Consider the following 21,365-nt stretch of genomic DNA (forward strand, 5'->3'; position numbering starts at 1 on the left):
TCAATAGCATTCCCCTGGTCACAGAGGAATGCTATGAAAACTACTATTCAGCTATTACTGTCCAGCTTTAATCTTGTCCAGTTCCTCTATGATTCTTTCATAGATGCCAGGAGTCCACTGTGGGAACTTTGTGTATACTGGCTCTGCAGCCTTCAGGAATGCTGCAGCATCCACTTCGTGGAAGTTAACGCCTTCAGCTTTCAGAAGTTCTGCAAACTCGGATTCTGCCTTGATTGTCTCATCCAGGTTGTCCTGCATGCCCTTTTCAAACTCTTCAGAAATAATAGTTCTCTGTTCTTCGGTCAGTTCATCCCAAAGCTTTGTAGAAAGAACCACTGCAGAAACACCAAGAAGGTGGTTGGTCAGAGAGTATTCTTTCACATTTTCATACTGCTGGGTTCCATAGTAAGTCATGATGGATCCTTCAACACCGTCGATAACACCCTGCTGAATTGCAGCATAGGTATCTGGATATGGCATGGAAACAGGGTTTCCTCCCATAGCTTCGATGGTGTATGTATACAGCTGGCTTGTGGGAACGCGGATGTTAAGACCTTTCATGTCTTCTGGGCTCTTGATTGGTTTCTTGGTCATCATGCTTCTGAAACCAAATACCCAATCCAGTGAAAGCACCTTTGTGCCGTGCTCTTCTTCCAGTTTCTTGTTCAGATCCTGAACCAGTGGTGTTTTTGTCATAGCAAAATACTCATCAAATGTTGTGTACAGGAATGGTCCTGTCACAGCATTGTAGTCTGGCACATAGTCCCCAAGGAAGTTTACACCATCCACCAGGATCCAGTCTGCACCGGAAACAACCTGCTCCATACCATCTTTACCGATTGGAAGAATTCCACCGGTGAAAAGCTTCAGTTCAAGAGAACCGTTGCTTCTCTCATTTACTGCCTCTACTACTTTTTTCAGAGAGATGGCGGTCTGCTCATCGTCTACAAACTTCGTGCTGACGGTGATTTCTTTTTTCTTTGGTGCTTCAGTTCCTGTGCCTGATTCACCCTCATTCTTTGCGCCACAAGCAACAATTGTTGTAGCCATCAGAACGGTTGCAATGAGTGTTGCAATTTTCTTCATATAGTACCCCCTAATATTTGTTTGAAACCATATAAAAGCACTGAAGTAATAAGTACCTCAGTACTGATAACGATTTCCTGTTCATTGTTAATTCATAATAGCACAATGTTAAATCCATGTAAAGCTTTAAATTGATGCTTTATTTTATAAACTCATAGTGGTAAAATTAAAGATTATTTCTGTAAATTATAAAGTCCATGGAATCTCATTTACTGGGACTCCATGGACTTCTGTTCTTATGATCTATTCCATTTCACTTTTGGTCTTTCCTTATGACCATATATTCTAGGCATAAATTTTTGATCAATGTACGGTGCAAGGCCATTCATGAGGAGAATGGCAAATCCAACACCTCCCGGATAGTTGAAAAAGAATCTGAAAAGTGCTGTCAGCACCCCAGCTCCTATGGCAAATACTGTCTTCCCTTCCGGAGTCAGAGCCCCTGAGCTATAGTCCGTCGCCATAAAGGTAGCGCCGAAGAACAAAGTACCTGAAAGAGCATGAGTCATCATAAACTCAAAATCAAAGTAAGAAAAAATCCCCATGAGGAGTGTTGTGGTTAGAATGTAGAGCACGGGTATTTTCGGATTGATGATTCTTCTGAAAATCAGATAAAGCATCCCTAAGAGAATCAATGCTTTACTGGTTTCGCCCACATTTCCTCCAAGATTAAATCCAAAAAACAGATCTCTGAGACCTGGAACCATTTCAGGAACGGAGGTTACACCCCCACCGATGTACTCCAGGGGAGTAGCAGAGGAAACAGCATCGGGCCCGGGAAGGACCCAATTGGTAATCCATGGGGAGAAGAATGCTTTCAGCATCACTCTTGCTGCGACGGCCGGATTAAACACATTTCTTCCAATCCCTCCACCAAGCTGCTTCACCACAACTATAGCAAAGACAGATCCGACAACAACACTCCACCATGGAGCACTGACCGGAAGGCTTAGACCAAGTAGAGCACCTGTCACAAGTGCACTTCTGTCTTGAATCGTGATTTTCTTGTAGGTCCATTTCTGATATAGATATTCACTGAGCACTGAAGTACCCATCCCCAAGGCAATCATCAGGATCACTTCAGGTCCGAAAAAATATACGGCCCCAGCTGCAGGAAAAATCAAGGCGATGAGGACCTCTGTCATAATCTGAGCTGTAGTTCTAGGCGTTCTGATGTGAGGTGAAGCTCCATTTTTCAGTTTACTCAGAAGTTCCATCTTAAGCCCCCTCCTTTTTCTTCTCATCCATTGTTCTGATGGCAGTCTTTGCATCTCTGATATTCTGCAGCAGCGGAATTTTGGATGGACAGATATAAGAGCAGTTGCCACATTCTATACAGTCCATGGCTCCTAAGGCCCTTGCCTTTTCCAAGTCTCCTCGTCTATATGCTTCACTGATGAGTACAGGCTGAAGGTTCACTGGGCAGACATGAATACATTCCGCACATCGGATGCAGTCACTTTCTTCTCCGATTCTGGCCTCTTTAGCATTGAGCGCCGTTATGGCAGTCATGGCTTTTACCACAGGGATTTGAATATCTGAAAGCGCTCTTCCCATCATAGGTCCTCCACTTAACAGCTTCTCAGGGGACTCTATAAAGCCTCCACAATCCTTTAAAAGGCTCTCCACTGGGGTTCCGATTCTTACCAGAAGATTTTTAGGATGTTTCACGGGAGTGCCCGAGACAGAAACCACTCTTTCATAGAGAGGCTCTTTGAAAGCTGCCGCCCGATACGATGCTCTTACAGATGAAACATTCATCACAACGCATCGGACTTCAGCGGGAAGCCCCCCAGGTCTTACCTCTCTACCTGTAAGAAGTTTAATCAGATTCTTTTCGGATCCTCTGGGATACATAGTCTTCATAGGTACTACACGAAGATTGGAAAGATAAGCACCTGCATTTTCAACTGCGGATATTGCATCTTTTTTGTTATCCTCTATGGCCATATACACATGCTGAAGTTTCGGAAAAAGTTTCGATACAGTCTCAATTCCTTTCAAGATTTCTTCCGTATACTCGAGCATCACCCGGTGGTCTGAAGTAGAATACGGCTCACATTCAGCACCGTTGATGATCAGTGTGTCAATGACACTGCCTTTGGGTGGATTCAGCTTCACTGCAGTTGGAAATGCAGCTCCTCCCATACCAACAATACCGGCTTCCCGAATTCTTTCCAACAGAATTTCAAACTCTGACACCTGCTCTTCTTCTGTCTTAATGTCTGGATTCAGGGTATCAAGTCCATCATTCTCCACTACGATACATTCTGACAGACCATTTAAAGTCGGTCTTTTCTCGATGGCCATGACTGTTCCGGATACGGAGGCATGCACATTGGCTGAAATCATCCCCGGAGCTTCCGCCAGAAGGGTGCCGATATGCACTTTATCACCAACCGACACCACAGGCTCTGCAGGAGCGCCAATATGCATGGACAGCGGATAGATCAGATCCTTTGGAATCGTCGCTTGTTCTATGGATAACCCTTTAGTTAAATCTTTCCTCTCATTTGGATGACTGCCTCCATGCTTTCCCATAAAAAATAACTTCATGAAATCATTCCTTTCAAAAGTTCCCTGGAGTCATGATGTTCATCAAAACCCATCTATTCTTAGTATATTATATTTCTCAGTAGAGATGAGGAACTTCACAGATAATTCAAAAAATCTCTGCAAAGAGAAAGCCCTTCTGCAGAGATTTTTGCAGAAAGGCTTTTTCTAATCCATGAATTTCATATATGAATGAGATGCAGCAAGGAGTCTCCATTCTTGCTGAGTGAGATAATTTTCTGATTGGCGCTGCCAACAAAGGGTTTGTCTAATGTTCTCGCGTCCAGTATAAAAGGACCGTCAATAAGAAGATCTGTTTCATGAAGAAGCTTCATCACGGAAAGATTTTCCATCTGGAGTTTTTTAAGCTCTTCATGTTTGTATCCCGTATACGTGATTACATTTCCCCCAAGCTTATGAATCTCCTCTCCAAGAAAAGCCAATACTTCTCCCTGGAGAAAAGGTTCTCCTCCAGATATGGTGATGCCGGAAGCACCGCTTTTCTTGTATGCTTTCACAATCTCAGAAACCCCCATAAGGTATCCACCTTCTAAACTGTGTGTTTCAGGATTATGGCAGCCATTGCAGTTGTGCACACAGCCTTGGGTAAAAACTACAAAGCGAAGTCCTGGACCATCTACAATAGATTCCTCAATGATGCCGGATATTCTGATTTTCACCTCATCTGGAGCAGAATCCATTCGGTGTTTTTTTGAAAGTCCATCAGACATGTTTCACTCTTTCCTTCACTTCCGACCGCTTGGCATCGTTGAAACGGTCTAAAGTACCAACGAGATACCCCGTGATTCTTCTGATTCTATCGAAGGGAACCTCAGGTGTTTCTTCTCTGTGGCATTTAGGACAGCTGTCACCAATCACCCCCTGGTACCCGCATACCGGGTCCCGATCCAATGGATGGTTGATGGAACCATAACCTACTCCTTGGTTCTTCATATGTCTGATGATCATTTCCATGGCTGAAGGATTGAACCTGGCATTCCCATCCAGTTCCACATAGGTGATATGTCCTGCATTGGTAAGCTCATGATAAGGCGCTTCCAACGAAATCTTCTTTAAGGATCCAATGGGGAAATACACTGGAATATGGAAAGAATTTGTATAAAACTCATGGTCCGTGATTCCAGTCAGGCTGCCAAATTTTCTTCGGTCAATGCCTACAAATCTTCCTGAAAGACCTTCCGCCGGTGTTGCCAGAAGAGTGTAGTTCAGCTTTTCTTTTGAAGCTCTCTCATCACACTTTTTTCTCATGAAACGGATGATCTCCAGTCCAAGGTCCTGTGATGCCTCCTCTTCTCCATGATGGGCTCCACGTAAAGCAACCAATGTCTCTGCAAGACCGATAAACCCAACTGAAAGAGTTCCATGTCTAAGAATCCGGTCGATTTCTTCTTCCGCTCCAAGAGTCTCGGAGTCAATCCAGACACCTTCTCCCATGAGAAACGGATAATTCTCCACTCTTTTTCTTTTCTGTATTTCAAAACGGTGTCGAAGCTGTCTGAAACAAAGTTCCATTCGATCTTCCAGAAGTGCATAGAATTTCTCCAGTGATCCTCCAGCCAAGATACCGATTCTGGGAAGGTTGATGGAAGTAAAACTCAGATTCCCTCTGCCTTTTGTCACTTCCCTTTCCGGGTCAAAAACATTCCCCATGACTCTCGTTCTGCACCCCATATAAGATACTTCGGTATTGTCGTCCCCTTCTTTGTAATACTTCAGATTAAAAGGAGCATCCAGGAAACTGAAGTTGGGGAAGAGTCTCTTGGAAGACACTTCAATGGCTCTTTGGAAAAGATCATAATTAGGATCCAAGGCTTCACTGCTGATTCCTTCTTTTACCTTGAAAATCTGAACAGGAAAGATTGGTGTCTCTCCATTTCCAAGCCCATCTTCAGTGGCCTGAAGGATCATTCGGGTCACAAGTCTTGCTGCCGGTGTGATTCCAGTGCCATAATTGATGGAACTGAAGGGCACCTGCGCTCCCGCTCTTGAGTTCATGGTATTGAGGTTGTGAATCAGCGACTGCATAGCTTGGTAGGTGGAACGCTCCATCTTTCTTCGGGCAAGATCAAGGAACTTCCATTCAAAAGAAGATGTGTCACCAGATTGCTCCACTCCAGTCAGATAGATGTGAAACTCATCATAGCTTTCAAACTCTGGAAGAGCACTTTTATCCTCAAGACTTCCAAGAAAAAGTTCTTTTTCTTCTCTAAGGTCTTTCATGATCTTTTGGAAAGATTTTTCTACCCCTTTTGCCATGGCATTATCAAAATTCGGTATAGACTGTCCGCCGTGCATTTCATTCTGATTGGCCTGAAGCGCTATGCAAGCAAGAGCAGCATAACTTTCAATACTTTGAGGTTCCCTTAAAACTCCATGCCCTGTGGAGAAGCCCCCCTTGAACAGTTTATCCAAATCAATCTGACAGCAGGTTTCAGTGAGAAGATAGAAATCCTTGTCATGAATATGAATATCGCCCTCTTCATGGGCTTTTGCCATTTCTTTGGGCAGTACATAGTGGTCAATAAAGTATTTCGAAGACTCCGAACCATACTTCAGCATCATCCCCATGGCGGTATTTCCATCCACATTGGCATTTTCCCGTTTGCCATCATCAGAAGCCGCATCCGTATAGGATAGTTTTTTGAATCTTTCCATGAGATAGTCTCGACTCTCACGTAAACTTGCTCTCTCACTTCTATAAAGAGTGTATGCCTTTGCAGTCCTGTAGACTCCTTCCCGCATCAGTATAAGCTCAACCAGATCCTGAACTTTTTCCACTTCAGGTATTATTCCGGCATCCAAAGAAGATACCACTCGTTCTGTCAGATGATCCAGCTTATCCGCAGTAAGCACTTCTTCAGGCACTTCGCGGTTTGCCTTTTCTATGGCTTCTCTTATTTTAAAGTAATCGAACGGAACTGTGCTTCCATCTCTTTTTCTGATTTCTCTTGGTGTCCATAAAGCTGTACTATGATTAACCATCTTGTTTCCCCATTTCTAAATTTTTAACACACTTTGTATCATAACATGATTCCTTCGTATGTATTTTCTGATTTCATCTGGTCTGCTCTGAAAAAATTCGAATAACAAATGTTTTCACATCTCTACAATAGCTCCCCCTCAGTATTTCTTCTCCATCACCTCACCTTCCTCAAAATAAAAAAACTTGGCAACGCCAAGTTCAAATTCCGAAAAAATCTGATTTTGCTTGACGCGAGCTGTGCTTACCTCTGATGAAGGATCGGACTATAACCGTTGCGCGACAGTGCTGGAATCTCACCAGACTTCACTTTCATCAGACACATATTTAGTTTATACACTACCATATCCGGGTTAAAAGCACAATCCTTGAAACTTTTCTGACTGCTCTTTCCAAGTTCAATATTTGTGTCGATTTCACTTCCCATGAGAAGAAAAAAAGGAGCGAACCTCTATGAAAGCAGGTCGCTCCAATATCTATTTGTTCTTTTCGTCGGCTGCAGTTTTCAACTATACTGCTTTTTTATTTTTTGATGGGCTTTTTTTATATCCAGTCTTGTTTATCTGATTCTTTTTTGAAAAACTCTGTGAAGACTGGTTGGCACCTGATTTTTGCTTCTGTTTCTGCTGTTGATCTTTTCGGTCCACAGGCTTAAATGTTTCATCCACAGAATTAAGCATCTCAAGGGGATACTTATGGTCTTTCACTTCAGGAATCCTCTTGCTGATCAATTTTTCAATATCCCTCAACAGATTAATCTCTGCACTATCACAAAAAGAAAGGGCTATGCCTCCAAGTCCTGCTCTTCCAGTTCTTCCGATTCTATGGACATAGGTCTCAGGAACTTCAGGAAGATCAAAGAGTATCACATGGGAAAGTTCTTCTACATCTATTCCTCGGGCAGCGATATCCGTCGCCACAAGAATTTTCGTCTCTCTGTCTTTAAAATTCTTTAACGCCAGCTGCCTTGCTGTCTGAGACTTGTTTCCATGGATGGCCTGTGCTTTATAGTCCATCTTGACAAGAGCTTTCACAATTTTATCCGCTCCATGCTTCGTTCGAGAAAAAACAAGAACACGGTCCATCTCTAAAGTTTCAAGAAGATTGGTCAGCAGATGGATCTTATTCACCTTATTCACTTTATAAACACTCTGTTCTATAGTGTCTACCGTTGACGCCACTGGAGTAATGGTGACCTTTGAAGGTTTTGATAAAATCGAGTTTGCCAGCACTTCTATTTCTTTTGGCATGGTAGCCGAAAAGAAAAGTGACTGCCTGCTGGAAGGTAGATAGGTGATGATTTTACGGACGTCGTGAAGCATCCCCATATCCAGCATCATATCCGCTTCATCCAGTACAAAATGCTCCACATCTTTCAAAGAAATGAACCTCTGCTGGATCAGATCCAAAAGTCTTCCTGGCGTTGCAACAAGTATATCAATCCCTCTCCCCAGCACTTCAGTCTGTGGATTCTGGGATACACCACCAAAAATAACCGTGGTCTTCAATTTCAGATATTTGCTGTAGGTTTTAAAACTGTCACCGATCTGTATAGCCAGCTCACGCGTAGGTGCAAGAATCAGTGAACGTATTTTTCTTTTTCCTGAGAAGGTCTGTGTTTGGGACAAAGCTTCCAGAATAGGCAGCGCAAAGGCGGCCGTCTTTCCAGTACCTGTCTGAGCGCAGCCAAGAAGATCTTTACCCTCTAAAAGTATTGGTATAGACTGTTCCTGGATTGGTGTGGCATAACTGTATTCTGCCTCTTTCAGCGCTTTCTGAATTGGTATGGATAAATTTAAATCGGTAAATAACATAAGTACTCCTTTTGCAGCATCATATCGTGCTGTAATAATTATTGCATCCTATAAATTCTGGCAAAATCAGAAAAATCATGAAAAAACAGGAACACACAATGCGTTCCTGTACATTGAATCCGATTCATTTCTGATGACCAAAACATAATACTGCTAAGAAGTATACAAATGGTCTCTACCTGAAAAGTTGCTTATAAAAGTATATCACACTTTTTCATTATTTGCTTGATAATTTTTAGTAAACCTTGTTTCCACCTTGTTTCAGGTTGTTTCTCAAAAGACTTTCTTAGAATCCATTTCAGAACATTAGAATTTTTATCAAGAGCATCCGAGAAACCATCTCACGGTTTCTGACAGAACCCTAAACTCCTTACTGCACTCTATTTATCTTTGGTTCTCATCTTCTCAAAAAAATAACTACCATTAATGAACAGTGCGCCTAAAGAAATATATGCTGCGTAGCTGTCTTTCGCGCCATGCATTGTGTAATACTCAAGATAGCTCAGACCACTCTCCAGAGCTTCCTGCCGATAGGATGCTTGAGGCCACAAGATCAACCCGAAGACAACAACACAAAAAACAATGTTCATAACCAGCATCTTTTTCTCTCTCATAAAAGCACTCCTTTATTCATATATCTAATAATATAACACAAACCTTTTATTTTGAATTTAAATATTTTTGATATCTATTCTGATATATTCAATAAAACTGGTGAAACACAGTACATAAAACAGTGGAAAGAACCCATCTTCTCTGATTCTCCATATTTTTATTGATTTTTAAGAAATGCACCGTATAATGTAGTATATACCTTCATGGGGATGTATTGGCTTCGACGGGGGTATGGAGAGCTTGATAAGCGAGTAGAAGGAAGCTGTGGGCCTGCTTTAAAAAACTATGGCGAAAAGATAAACGCAGAAGATAATTTTGCACTAGCAGCTTAGTCTGCTACGTTCTACCTGGGATGTCCGCTGCCTGGGATAGAGCGCCGATTAGCGGAAAAACGAGCCTGAGTAAGCTTTGCCTCAGGAACGGAATAAATGAAGCTACCAACGGCCAAGTCTGCTTGTAAACTAAGCCGGAGGAAATTTTAATTACAAAGCTACACTCGTAGAAAGTCCTGTTCTTCGACTTTCGGACAGGGGTTCGACACCCCTCATCTCCACCAGTGCTATCCATAATAGGAAGCAATCAGAAAAGCCTACCGGCAAGGTAGGCTTTCTTTTTTTGCTATTAATCAGAAACTCCACAGAGAACTCTGTTCCAAGGTATCTATAAATACTTTCTTAATAAAAACATTTCGCCGGAAACATCTATCCCTTCTCTGTCAATGAAATCCAAAAACACCAAGAATTAACAAAATAAAATGTTAATAAATATTTAACTTTTGCATGTTATGGTGTAAAATATCAGTATCAGTAAAATACCCAAACAGGTGGTGATAACATGACACTCTATATCATCGGAGACAGCTTGGTCACAGGATTTGGTGTTGCTAACGGGAAAAGTTGGCTCGACCTTGTTCAGCAAGAATCCACTCAGTCACTGATAAATAAAGGTAATGAAGGCGATACTACTTCTGATATACTCCTCCGATTACATGAGGATGTTATTTCCCATACTCCGGACACCATGTTCATCCTTGCAGGAACGAATGATGCGTTGGCCGGAAGAACAGCCAATACCATCTACAATAATATGCTGCAGATCATAAAAGAATGCATCAACTCGGGCATTGTACCGATTATTATTCTTCCCCCATTTATTCATGTGGAAACAGCAGTGAAGCATCATCCTGACTCCAGGGAGTCCTTCGAAAGTGCTTCTACTACACTGAAAAGATACAGAAGGCTCATCGAAGACTATTGTATTGATGAGAGAATCGATACCATTGACTTTAATAAAGCGTTTATTCTCTCAGATGTGGACCTGGAACCTGAACTGTATTATCTGGATGGGGTTCATTTCACAGAAATGGCCCATAAAAAACTTGCAGATAAGTTTTTATATAAATACAACTACATCCTGGTTCATAAAAACCCAGCAGACTATATCATCAATTATGATACTGTCATTACCACAGACAACTAAAAAGAGGACCCGTAATGATGCGGGTCCTTTTTTTATCCTATTTTTCTTCTTCATCAATCTCAAAGAATATTTCACGGGAATCAAGATTCACATTGGCAACGAGCACTCGAATTTTTTCACCAAGGGCATATTTTTTGCCAGCCCTTTCTCCTATCAGAGTCATATATCTTTCGTCATACACATAATAATCATCATAGAGGCTGGTTATATGGACCAATCCTTCAATGGTGCTTGGAAGCTCCACAAAGAGCCCAAAGTTGGTAACAGAAGAAATGATACCCTCAAACACCTCTCCAATATGCTGCTGCATAAATTCTGCTTTCTTCAGCGCATCCAGTTCTCGTTCTGCATCCACCGCAACTCTTTCCATCTCAGATGCTTGTTTTGATGCCTCAGAAACAAGTGGAATCAAACTTCTGACACGTTTTTCATCGATCTTTCCATGCAGGAACTCTTTGATAATCCGATGAATCATCAGATCTGGATACCTTCTGATGGGCGATGTGAAATGAGAATAATAAGTGGCCGCTAAACCAAAATGTCCAATATTCTCTGGCGCATACCTTGCCTGCATCATACTTCTAAGAAGAAGCTTTGCTAGTACTGGTTCTTCCTTCTTCCCTTCAACCTTCTTCAGCACTTCCTGTAAAGACTTCGGCTGAATGCCTGCATACAGCTTCACTGGATACCCAAGGTTATAGGAAAACTCTGTAAAGGCTTTGAGTTTTTCCTCATCCGGCTCTTCATGCACTCTGTAAATGAAAGGCATGTGAGTCCAGAACATATGCTCTGAGACCGTCTCATTGCATACAAGCATAAACTCTTCAATGACTTTATTGGATATTTCACGAGGATAAAGAGAAACATCCACTGGTTTTCCTAGCTTATCCAGTGTGATTTTGCTTTCAGGAAAATCAAACTCTATGGCACCACGCTTTTCCCTTTTCTTTTCAAGGATTTTCTGCAAATCTCTCATGTCTTCAATCATAGGAACGAACTCCTGATACTTAGCAAGGGATTCATTCATCTCACCCTGCAGTACTTTTGTGACATCTTCGTAAGTTGCCCGGAGCTTTGATTCTATGACAGACTCATAAATTTCATGTTCTACCACTTTCCCCTGAGCATCAATGATCATATCACAGCTGAGTGCCAGTTTTGCTTCAAAGGGGTTCAGCGAGCAGAGACCATTGGATAACTTCTCAGGAAGCATGGGTATCACAAGATCCAGCAGATAAACAGAAGTTGCTCTTTTGAATGCTTCTTTATCCAGCGGTGTGTTTTCCTGGACATAGTGTGATACATCCGCTATATGAACACTAAGCTTGTACATTCCATTTTCAAGCTTTACCACAGATATCGCATCATCCAAGTCTTTCGCATCTGCTCCATCGATGGTCATGATCTTTTCACCACGCAGATCCCGTCTTTTGGAAAATTCTTTTTCGTCCGCAACTTCTGAAAGTGAATCTGTATAGGTGAGCACTTTTGGTGGAAATGCTTCAGGAAGGTTGAATTTCTTCACCACCGTCAGGATGTCTACTCCTTTGTCTCCCTTTTTTCCTAAGATCTCAACGATAATTCCTTCAGGATTTCTGCCTTTCTCAGGCCACTTGGTGATTTCAACCACAACCACATCCCCAGTCTCCGCAAAATTACGGTTGCTTTTTGAGATGAAAACATCATGCTGCAGTTTCTGATCCTCTGGGCTGACAAATCCGAAGGCTTTCGTCTGTTCATAGACACCAATGATCTTGCTGTTTTTTCTTTCCAGAACTTCTAGAATCTCACCTTCTGCACGCTTTGTTCCAGCATTCTCACGAATCAGCTTCACCTGAACCTTATCTCCGTTCATTGCCGTTTTCAGCGCATTCTCAGGAACGAAAATGTCCCCTTTCCCTTCTCCGCGGAAGACAAATCCGAAGCCTCTCTTATTTACATCAATTCTGCCCACATAAACTCCATAGCGTTCAGGCAGAACAATCTTCTCTTTTTTGATCTTCAGAAGAGCGCCTTCTTTCAGAAGTCCCTCCACGGTATTTCTAAGCAGTTTTTTGTCCTGTTTCTCTACACCTAATACTTGTGCCATCTCATCTATCGTCATAGGACGGTACTGATGGTCACTGACCATGGCCAGAATTTTTTCCACTAACATATATGCCCTCCAATCTATTGATTCCTTTGTTTTAATCTATTTATCTTTAGTATACAGAAAAAGTGTGAACGATGTTCGATATTTTTTTGGAATCCTTTATAACACTTCATTATTTTACGAAGTATTTACATATTTATTCCACAAATGATCAAAAAAACAGCGATCATCCCGAAAAAAGCCGGGATATACCCGGCATGGATCTCAGCTTCTATGAAACAATCAGCTTCAGCAATATCCCACCATACTCCACAATGACGGGGGCAAACACAAGTGCTACGATAGACATCAGCTTGATGAGTATATTCATGGAAGGACCGGATGTGTCCTTGAAGGGGTCTCCCACTGTGTCACCAACGATCCCTGCCGTATGGGCTTCACTTCCCTTTCCACCATGTTCTCCAGACTCAATATACTTCTTTGCATTGTCCCAAGCACCACCGGCGTTGGACATCATAATAGCAAGAAGAACTCCAGTGACAACAGCTCCAGCAATAAGTCCTCCAAGGGTCTCGGCTCCAAGAAAAAGCCCCACCCCCACAGGGATGACCACAGCCAGCACACCAGGAAGAATCATCTCCCGAAGCGCAGCTTTTGTGGAAATAGCTACACATCTGTCATAATCCGGCTTTCCTGAGCCGTCCATGATGCCATCGATTTCTTTGAACTGCCTTCTTACTTCCATGACCATTTCATTGGCTGCTTTTCCAACAGAGTTCATAGTAAGTGCAGCAAAAAGAAACGGAAGCATTCCACCGATAAGGAGTCCTATTAGAGTCAATGGATTCAGAAGATTGATGCTGGATAACTCTACACTTTCTGCGTAGGAAGCAAAAAGAGAAAGTGCGGTTAGTGCTGCTGAGCCAATGGCAAATCCTTTTCCCATGGCTGCAGTAGTGTTGCCTACTGAATCCAGTTTATCGGTGATTTCACGCACTTCAGGTGGAAGGTCCGCCATCTGTGCAATTCCCCCAGCATTGTCCGCTATGGGGCCATAAGCATCCACTGCAACGGTAATCCCTGTTGTAGACAGCATGCCCACTGCCGCTAGAGATATTCCATAAAGCCCCATGGTTGGATCCTCATGGCCACCCATAACGAAGTAAGATATCAGAATGCCGAACACAATTAGAATTGTAGGTACCATGGTAGAGAACATCCCAACACCAAGTCCTGAAATGATATTGGTCGCAGATCCTGTTACTGAATCCAGCGCTATAGTTTTCACGCTCCTGAAGTCTGCCGAGGTGTAGACTTCCGTGATTCTACCGATTAAGATTCCGATGAGGAGACCAGCCGTTACTGCAAAAAATGCATTATAGGAATCCAGCACTACTTTACTTAAAATAAAGGTGCCCACCATAACAATAAGGCCGGCCGTATAGGTTCCAGTATTTAGTGCTTTTTGCGGATTCTCTCCGCTCGCCTTTGTCGCTATGACGATACCAATAATTGAAGCTAGGATGCCTATGGATGAGAGGACCAGTGGAAAAACAGCTCCATACTGTTCAAGCACTAAGTAGCCAAGGGTTACTGAGGAAATGATGGAGCCCACATAGGATTCAAAAAGATCAGCTCCCATACCAGCTACATCCCCCACATTGTCTCCGACATTATCTGCTATGACAGCAGGATTCCGGGGGTCATCCTCTGGAATATGTGCTTCTACCTTTCCCACAAGATCCGCACCAACATCGGCAGCTTTGGTAAAGATTCCTCCGCCCACTCTGGCAAATAATGCAATAGAAGACGCACCCAAGGCAAATCCTGTAAGAGGAACAGCATCCTCCGAAAAAATTATCAATAAAAACCCGATACCAATAACCCCTAATCCCACAACGCACAGTCCCATGACTGCTCCACCAGAAAACGCGATACGAAGAGCTTTATTCTGGCTATGGCGTGCTGCTTCTGCCGTTCGCACATTGGCTTTCGTTGCAACCACCATACCAAAAAACCCGGCTAAGATTGAAAAGACCGCACCCACAACGAAAGCGAAAGCAGAACGGAGATCCACTGCAAAAATCAGAATAAAAAAAACAGCAGTGATGAATAAACTGAGATATTTGTATTCACTCTTTAGAAAAGCCAAAGCTCCCCTATGAATGTACTCAGAAATCTCTTTCATTCGTTCAGATCCGCTGTCCTGTTTTCTGATGTGCATCGTCAGCAAAAAAGCCCAGAAAATCGAAAATACCCCAACAACCCCTGTCACAAGAAAAACCGTTTCCATAACATACCCCCATATTATTATGATCTATGACTTCTCATGTCCCAATGGTATTATAAATTTTCTAAAAATTCAATAAGTTTATTTAGAAAATCCTCATGAAGAGGCAAATTTTCCATACTGTAGGTGGCAAGATTCCCTTCGCGGTCTTCTGGTGACTCTTTCAGAATATGGTTCATTCCCTCGATTATCTTCAACGTTCCTTGAGATGAAGCATGAAATAGAACAGAAGCATCTGTCACTGGCACCTGCAAATCTCGATTTCCATGCAGAATCAGTACTGGCTTATCAATTTTCTTCATGAGACTTTCAGGATCATATGCAAACCAGGAAATGAGATAAGGCTGTACCGATGGTCTGAATAGTGAAAACAAAGAGACAGGAACCTTAGGAACCTCTACTCCATTTTTTAGAGAAGCAACTATAGGTTCTGCAAGGTCCGCTAGATTCTGATCGGAAGATTTCAGCTGATTTAATATGAGCTCATCTGCAGGTAGCGCGGACCCAGATACAAGAATCAGCGCATCATAAAGAGGCTCCTTTGTCATAGCCGCTTCTGCGATTAACGCACCTTCACTATGTCCCAATAGAATGAGTCTGGAAAATCCAAGGGACTTCAGTCCTTTTGAAATCCTCACAACATCCTCAATAGCAAGATCGAAAGTTAGGTCGCTTTCTTTCTTCACAAGATCCCGGCTTTCTCCAATGCCTCGTTTGTCATACCGCAGCGTCGCATATCCGTTTTCTGCAAGAGCTTCTGCAAGAAGCTTTAGATGATTATTTCCTTGAGTCTGCGGGTTGTTCCCATTGCGATCAGTAGGTCCTGATCCTGGGACAAGTATCACTACAGCTTCTATAATCCTGTCTGTTGGATACATCACTACGCCATGCAATGTCCCTTCCTGAACCTGTAGTGCAAATGGTTCCTCTGGAAACAAACTTTTCGCATCCTCTTTCTCTTCCTTTCCACAAGCAGTTAAAATCAGAAGACTCAACGCAAAAGCGGATAAAATTGATTTCGTTATGTTCATACCTTGCCTCCCCCAACGCAAAAATGCTGCCCGAAGGCAGCATTCATCACTAAATCATATTCATTGCTATGGTATTAATTGCAAACAAGATCGCAGTAATCACAGTAAGCTTCTTCAGGAAAGCTTCCCCGGTTCTTCCACGGTTTTTGCTGAAGAATGAGTCCTGTGAGCTTCCACCTGTAAGACCCTTCAGTCCGTCAGACTTGCTCTGCTGCATTAAGACCAGCGCAATCATAATAATGGCCAGAATAAATTCCACAATAATCAAAACAGTTTCCATACAATCCCTCCTGATTCGCTAACATCTTATTCTAGCATACTTCTTCTTCAGCCACAATAAGAGGATAACATTCCATGTGATTTCTCTCTCCTATAATACCATAAAAGTCTTCTACCTCATAGATTTTCCAGAAAATAACAGAGGTGCTTTCAAAAGAAAGCACCTCAGACTATTTAGATTACAATACTACTTCTTCAGGTTGAAGAATCCGTTCAGACCTCTGTACTGAGCTACTTCATCCAGTTCTTCTTCGATTCTAAGAAGCTGGTTGTACTTCGCAACTCTTTCACTTCTGGCAGGAGCACCTGTCTTGATCTGGCCTGCATTCAGAGCAACAGCCAGGTCAGCGATGGTAGCATCTTCAGTTTCTCCGGATCTATGGGAGATGACTGCAGTGTATCCAGCTCTGTTTGCCATTTCAATTGCATCCAGTGTTTCTGTCAGGGAACCAATCTGGTTCAGCTTGATCAGAATGGAGTTTGCAACGCCTCTTTCGATACCCATCTTCAGTCTTTCTACATTAGTAACGAACAGATCGTCACCAACAAGCTGAATCTTGCCGCCAAGCTTTTCTGTGATCAGCTTCCAGCCTTCCCAGTCTTCTTCAGCCATTCCATCTTCGATGGAGATGATTGGGTACTTTTCAACCAGTTCAGCATAGTAGTCTACCATTTCAGCTGGTGTAAGCTTTCTGCCTTCACCCTTCAGGTTGTACATACCATCTTCGAAGAATTCGGAAGAAGCTGGGTCCAGAGCAATGAACATATCCTTGCCTGGTGTGAATCCTGCTTTTTCAATGGCTTCAATGATAACCTGAATGGCTTCTTCATTGGAGTTCAGGTTTGGAGCGAATCCACCTTCATCACCAACACCTGTAGCAAGTCCCTTGTTCTTCAGAATACCCTTCAGAACATGGTATGTCTGTGAGCACATCTGAATAGCCTGGGAGAAGCTTTCAGCTCCTAAAGGCATAATCATGAATTCCTGAAGATCCACGTTGTTGTCTGCATGGGATCCACCGTTGATGATGTTCATCATTGGCGCTGGAAGTGTCTTAGCGTTCACACCACCGATATACTGGTATAGTGGAAGACCAAGGGATCCTGCTGCTGCCTTAGCTACTGCAAGGGATACTCCTAAGATTGCATTTGCTCCAAGGTTTCCCTTGTTCTTTGTTCCGTCCAGCTCAATCATCAGCTTGTCGATCATTACCTGATCAAATACGTTGAGTCCAATGATTTCAGCAGCGATTGTGTCATTAACATTTTCTACTGCCTTCAGAACACCCTTTCCACCAAACACAGCCTTGTCTCCATCTCTCAGCTCAACAGCCTCGAACATACCAGTGGAAGCTCCTGATGGAACAGCTGCGCGTCCTACAGTACCATCTTCCAGATATACTTCCACTTCAACTGTTGGGAATGCTCTGGAGTCCAGAATCTGTCTTGCGACAACATCAATAATTTCTACGTAGTTTTTCATGAATGAATTCCTCCTTGGAATCGAATATATTTTTTGTTGGTTACTTGGTAAGTAGAGATTGCCCTGTCATTTCTGCAGGAATCTCAAGACCCATCTCTTCCAGCATGGTAGGCGCTAAATCAGCAAGCTTGCCACCTTCCATGAGTTTCTTCTCTGGATTGTTGGTCACATAAATAAGAGGTACTGGATTTGTTGTATGGGCAGTCATTGGCCCTCCAGTAACATAATCGATGAGCTGCTCTGCATTACCATGGTCTGCTGTGACAAACACCGTTCCATTCTTCTCAAGAACCTTGTCGATGACTCTTTTCATGAATGTGTCGATATTTTCCAGAGCATTCACCACCGCTTCCATGACACCGGTATGACCTACCATGTCTGGATTCGCATAGTTTAGAATCACAAGACCGTAATCTTCATTATCCATTGCCTCGCAAACTTTCTCAGTGATGCCTTCTGCACTCATTTCTGGTTTCAGATCATATGTGGCAACCTTTGGTGAAGCCACAAGCACACGCTCTTCTCCTACATTCGGAATTTCCACGCCACCATTGAAGAAGAAAGTTACATGAGCGTACTTTTCAGTCTCAGCAATTCTGAGCTGCTTGATGCCTTTATCTGCCACATACTTCCCTAAAGTGTTGTCGAAATTCGTTGGCAGATATGCCACATGTACATTTTCCAGTGTGTTGTCATACTGGGTCAGTGTCACATAAGTAAGGTCCAGTTTTTCTCTTTCAAAACCTGTGAACACTGTATCATTCAGCGCTCTTGTCATTTCTCTTCCACGGTCTGGTCTGAAATTGTAGAAAATGACAGAATCACCATTCTTGATGGTGGCTGTTGGGTTTCCTTCTGTTCCAATCACAGTAGGCAGTACGAATTCGTCTGTCACGCCACCTGCATAAGTATCTGCCATGCAAGCTTCAGCGGATTCCTTGTATTCTCCCTTGCCATACACAAGAGCATTATAGGCTTTTTCAACTCTTTCCCATCTGTTGTCTCTGTCCATAGCGTAGTAACGTCCGCTGACGGTCGCTATCTTACCAACACCAACCTCTGTAAAATACGCTTCCAGCTCTTTGACAAACTCGATACCGGAGGTTGGAGATACGTCTCTGCCGTCCATGAATCCATGAACATAAACACGGGTTAACCCTTTATCTTTTGCAAGCTTCACCAGTGCTTTGATGTGATCAATGTGGGAGTGAACTCCTCCATTGGACAAGAGCCCTAGAAGGTGAAGATCTCCACCATTTTTTATCGCATTGTCAACAGCGAGATTCAGGTTCTCATTGTTGAAAAAATTTCCTGTCTTGATTTCGTGGGTGATTTTTGTCAGTTCCTGGAAGATGATTCTTCCGGCACCGATATTCATATGGCCTACTTCTGAGTTTCCCATCTGTCCTTCAGGAAGACCCACCGCAAGACCTGAAGCCTCTATGGTAGTATGTGGATAGTTTTCCCAGTAGTAGTCAAAATTAGGAAGATTTGCAGCTTTCACTGCATTTCCCAGGGTATTGTCTGTTAAGCCGAATCCGTCCAGGATCATCAGCATTACAGGTTTCTTCATGAATATTCCTCCAGTTTGTCTTTAGATCGCAGGGAAGAGTTCATTCTTCCCTGCGCTTGGAAGCTTTGCTTCTTCACAATCGTAGACTTAGAATTTTACAATCTTTGAAAAATCGTCTGCTAACAGGCTGGCTCCACCAACTAGTGCGCCATCGATATCAGACATGCCCATCTGCTCTTTGATGGTGCTTGGCTTTACAGAACCGCCATATTGAATACGAACCGCAGCTGCAATTCCAGCTCCGTAAAGAGTGCCCACCATTTCTCTAATCTGTCCAATGGTCTCATTGGCCTGCTCACTTGTGGCAGTCTTTCCAGTACCGATGGCCCAGATTGGCTCATAAGCAATCACTGTATCCTTCGCATCTTCAGGACTCACTTCAAAAAAAGCTTTGTTGATCTGATTTTCAATCACATCTTTAGTGGTTCCATTTTCTCTTTCTTCCAGAGATTCTCCCACACAGAGAATTGGCTTCAGACCATGTCTGTAAGCTGTTTTCAGTTTCATGTTCACAGTTTCGTCTGTTTCATTGAAGTACTGTCTTCTTTCAGAGTGTCCGATGATGACATATTCCACTCCGAGAGCTGTCAGCATCGCAGGTGCGATTTCACCGGTGAAAGCTCCTTTCTCTTCGAAATGCATATTCTGTGCACCAACTTTAACATTAGTGCCTTTCAGTTCTTCCACAAGTGCAGGAAGCTGAATGTAAGGAGCACAGATGACAACATCTGCTTCTGCATCCTTAACCAGTTCTTTCAGTTCTTTTGCAACTTTCACCGCTTCTTCCACAGTGTAGTGCATTTTCCAGTTACCAGCAATAATTGGCTTACGCATTATGTCGCCTCCTCTATTTATCGTTCAGAGCTGCAATACCAGGAAGAACCTTGCCTTCCAGGAACTCAAGTGATGCGCCGCCTCCAGTAGAGATATGGCTCATCTTGTCACCAAATCCAAGAATATTGACAGCTGCAGCAGAGTCTCCTCCACCGATGACTGTGGTCGCATCCGCTTCTGCCATAGCTTCCGCTACTGCGATGGTTCCCTTGGCGAAATTCTCAAACTCGAAAACGCCCATTGGTCCGTTCCAGATAACGGTTTTCGCGCCCTTTACCGCATCTGCGTAAAGCTTCGCAGACTTAGGTCCAATATCAAGTCCCATATATCCTTCAGGAATATTCTGGTCTTCTGTTGTTACAGGTTCTGCATCTGCACTGAACTTATCCGCAACCACATTATCCACTGGAAGAAGAAGCTCAACGCCTTTTTCCTTGGCTTTGTCCATCATATCCTTTGCATAATCCACTTTATCTTCTTCCAGAAGAGAAGTGCCTACGGTATATCCCATAGCCTTCAGGAATGTGTAGCTCATACCGCCGCCAATGATGAGGGTATCCACTTTATCCAGAAGCGCATTGATGACATTGATCTTATCTGAAACTTTCGCTCCACCAAGAATGGCAACGAATGGTCTTACTGGCTTGTTTACCGCTTCTCCCAGGAACTTCAGCTCCTTGTTGATGAGATATCCGGCAACGGCCGTGTCTACAAACTGTGTTACACCTTCAGTGGAAGAATGTGCTCTATGTGCAGTACCGAAAGCATCATTCACATACACATCACAAAGCTCGGCAAGATCTTTGGAGAAAGCTTCTCCATTCTTACTTTCCTCTGCTCTGAATCTGGTGTTTTCCAGAAGAACCACGTCTCCGTCCTTCATTTCTGAAACTGCTTTACGTGCATTCGCACCTACCACTTCATCATCTGCTGCAAAAACCACTTCCTTCTCAAGAAGTTCAGATAGTCTCTTCGCAACTGGAGCAAGTGTGAACTTGGCATCTGGTCCCTTTGGTTTTCCAAGATGGGAACAGAGAATGACTCTTCCACCATTGTCCATGAGATACTTGATGGTTGGTAGTGCGCCTAAGAGTCTATTTTCATCGGTGATGGTTCCGTCTTTCAGCGGTACGTTGAAGTCGCATCGGACCAGTACTTTCTTGCCGGATACCTTTATGTCTTCAATGGTCTTTTTGTTATAACTCATTCTTTTCACCTCGAATTTTATTACACCT

At 43.0% G+C, this 21,365-nt stretch carries 16 protein-coding genes, 1 other RNA gene and 1 riboswitch; of the genes, 2 read left to right on the forward strand and 15 right to left on the reverse strand.

Translation table 11 applies throughout. The annotated features are described in order from the left end of the window. Positions 1–54: 54 nt before the first annotated feature. From T487_RS0102215 to T487_RS0102250, 7 genes are all read right to left on the reverse strand, one after another. Entirely contained in the window at positions 55–1,086 is a 1,032-nt protein-coding gene (locus T487_RS0102215) for a C4-dicarboxylate TRAP transporter substrate-binding protein (protein ID WP_031573488.1), read from the reverse strand. Between the two features lie 236 nt (positions 1,087–1,322). Continuing rightward, positions 1,323–2,303 (reverse strand): RnfABCDGE type electron transport complex subunit D, encoded by a 981-nt coding sequence (locus T487_RS0102220; protein WP_031573490.1) that lies wholly within the window; start codon positions 2,301–2,303, stop codon positions 1,323–1,325. Between the two features lies 1 nt (position 2,304). Further along, positions 2,305–3,642 (reverse strand): electron transport complex subunit RsxC, encoded by a 1,338-nt coding sequence (gene rsxC / locus T487_RS0102225; RefSeq protein ID WP_036909037.1) that lies wholly within the window; start codon positions 3,640–3,642, stop codon positions 2,305–2,307. 179 nt (positions 3,643–3,821) lie between these two features. Next, positions 3,822–4,370: a 4Fe-4S single cluster domain-containing protein gene (locus tag T487_RS0102230; RefSeq protein WP_051651438.1), complete on the reverse strand. Its 549-nt coding sequence runs from the start codon at positions 4,368–4,370 to the stop codon at positions 3,822–3,824. Then, positions 4,363–6,642: an anaerobic ribonucleoside triphosphate reductase gene (locus tag T487_RS0102235; RefSeq protein WP_051651439.1), complete on the reverse strand. Its 2,280-nt coding sequence runs from the start codon at positions 6,640–6,642 to the stop codon at positions 4,363–4,365. The genes T487_RS0102230 and T487_RS0102235 overlap by 8 nt, the downstream gene beginning before the upstream one ends. Before the next feature lie 248 nt (positions 6,643–6,890). Then, positions 6,891–6,959, reverse strand: a riboswitch (adenosylcobalamin-variant (AdoCbl-variant) riboswitch). A gap of 190 nt (positions 6,960–7,149) precedes the next feature. Then, positions 7,150–8,454 (reverse strand): DEAD/DEAH box helicase, encoded by a 1,305-nt coding sequence (locus tag T487_RS0102245; RefSeq protein WP_031573502.1) that lies wholly within the window; start codon positions 8,452–8,454, stop codon positions 7,150–7,152. A gap of 380 nt (positions 8,455–8,834) precedes the next feature. Next, entirely contained in the window at positions 8,835–9,068 is a 234-nt protein-coding gene (locus tag T487_RS0102250; RefSeq protein WP_031573505.1) for a hypothetical protein, read from the reverse strand. Positions 9,069–9,274: 206 nt separating this feature from the next. On the opposite strand from T487_RS0102250, the gene ssrA reads away from it, so the two are divergent. Next, positions 9,275–9,625: a transfer-messenger RNA gene (gene ssrA, locus T487_RS16150) on the forward strand. A gap of 278 nt (positions 9,626–9,903) precedes the next feature. After that, a complete protein-coding gene (locus T487_RS0102255) occupies positions 9,904–10,548 on the forward strand; it encodes a GDSL-type esterase/lipase family protein (RefSeq protein ID WP_031573508.1) in 645 nt (214 codons plus the stop codon). A 37-nt stretch (positions 10,549–10,585) separates the two neighbouring features. Here T487_RS0102255 and rnr read toward each other — a convergent pair whose 3' ends face one another. The 8 genes from rnr to T487_RS0102300 all read right to left on the reverse strand — a co-directional run bounded on the left by rnr (position 10,586) and on the right by T487_RS0102300 (position 21,337). Then, positions 10,586–12,703 carry a ribonuclease R gene (rnr, locus tag T487_RS0102260; protein ID WP_031573512.1) on the reverse strand — a complete coding sequence of 706 codons (2,118 nt, stop codon included), beginning with the start codon at positions 12,701–12,703 and terminating at the stop codon, positions 10,586–10,588. 208 nt (positions 12,704–12,911) lie between these two features. Next, on the reverse strand, positions 12,912–14,933 hold the full coding sequence (locus T487_RS0102265; protein WP_031573514.1) for a sodium-translocating pyrophosphatase: 2,022 nt from the start codon (positions 14,931–14,933) through the stop codon (positions 12,912–12,914). Positions 14,934–14,983: 50 nt separating this feature from the next. Further along, positions 14,984–15,961, reverse strand: coding sequence for an alpha/beta hydrolase (locus tag T487_RS0102270; RefSeq protein ID WP_051651440.1), 978 nt, complete (start codon positions 15,959–15,961; stop codon positions 14,984–14,986). A 49-nt stretch (positions 15,962–16,010) separates the two neighbouring features. Then, a complete protein-coding gene (gene secG, locus T487_RS0102275; protein ID WP_031573518.1) occupies positions 16,011–16,241 on the reverse strand; it encodes a preprotein translocase subunit SecG in 231 nt (76 codons plus the stop codon). 186 nt (positions 16,242–16,427) lie between these two features. Further along, a complete protein-coding gene (gene eno / locus T487_RS0102285; protein WP_031573520.1) occupies positions 16,428–17,723 on the reverse strand; it encodes a phosphopyruvate hydratase in 1,296 nt (431 codons plus the stop codon). A 40-nt stretch (positions 17,724–17,763) separates the two neighbouring features. Continuing rightward, on the reverse strand, positions 17,764–19,296 hold the full coding sequence (gene gpmI, locus T487_RS0102290; protein ID WP_031573522.1) for a 2,3-bisphosphoglycerate-independent phosphoglycerate mutase: 1,533 nt from the start codon (positions 19,294–19,296) through the stop codon (positions 17,764–17,766). 87 nt (positions 19,297–19,383) lie between these two features. Further along, positions 19,384–20,130 carry a triose-phosphate isomerase gene (tpiA, locus tag T487_RS0102295; protein WP_031573524.1) on the reverse strand — a complete coding sequence of 249 codons (747 nt, stop codon included), beginning with the start codon at positions 20,128–20,130 and terminating at the stop codon, positions 19,384–19,386. Between the two features lie 13 nt (positions 20,131–20,143). After that, the gene (locus T487_RS0102300; protein WP_031573526.1) at positions 20,144–21,337 is read right to left on the reverse strand and encodes a phosphoglycerate kinase; all 1,194 of its coding nucleotides are present in this window, start codon (positions 21,335–21,337) and stop codon (positions 20,144–20,146) included. Positions 21,338–21,365: the final 28 nt, after the last annotated feature.

It is taken from the genome of Proteiniclasticum ruminis DSM 24773, from assembly GCF_000701905.1.
Lineage (GTDB): Bacteria > Bacillota > Clostridia > Clostridiales > Clostridiaceae > Proteiniclasticum > Proteiniclasticum ruminis.